Consider the following 719-nt stretch of genomic DNA (forward strand, 5'->3'; position numbering starts at 1 on the left):
GCCTACTCCGCGGCCTTCCCGGCCGAAGCCAATGAGTTGGTGCGGCGCCTGAGCGGCGAGCTGCCCGCCGACTTCGCCGAAAAAGCCTCGGCCTATATCGCCGAAGTCGCGGCCAAGGGCGAAACCATCGCCAGCCGCAAGGCCAGCCAGAACGCGCTGAACGCCTTTGGCCCGTTGCTGCCTGAGTTCCTCGGCGGTTCGGCCGACCTGGCCGGTTCCAACCTGACCCTGTGGAAAGGTTGCAAGGGGGTCAGCGCTGAAGATGCCAGCGGCAACTACATGTACTACGGCGTGCGCGAATTCGGCATGACCGCGATCATGAACGGCGTTTCCCTGCACGGCGGCCTGGTGCCTTACGGCGCGACCTTCCTGATGTTCATGGAATACGCGCGCAACGCGGTCCGTATGTCGGCGCTGATGAAGACGCGGGTGATCCATGTCTACACCCACGACTCCATCGGTCTGGGCGAAGACGGTCCGACCCACCAGCCGATCGAGCAACTGGCGAGCCTGCGTTGCACGCCGAACCTCGACACCTGGCGTCCGGCCGACGCGGTGGAATCCGCCGTGGCCTGGAAAAACGCCATCGAGCGCAAGGACGGCCCTTCGGCGCTGATCTTTTCCCGGCAGAACCTGCAACATCAGCAGCGCGATGCGGTGCAGATCGAATGCATCAACCGCGGTGGTTATGTGTTGAAGGATTGCGCGGGCGAGCCTGA

The 719-nt window shown here is 64.1% G+C and carries 1 protein-coding gene; it reads left to right on the forward strand.

Annotation, left to right across the window (positions count from 1 at the left end; genetic code table 11):
* On the forward strand, positions 1-719 hold a 719-nt coding region (locus tag AC07VG_RS33445; protein ID WP_495022571.1), incomplete at both ends, for a transketolase family protein.

This window comes from Pseudomonas sp. GW821-FHT03C07, from assembly GCF_059420925.1.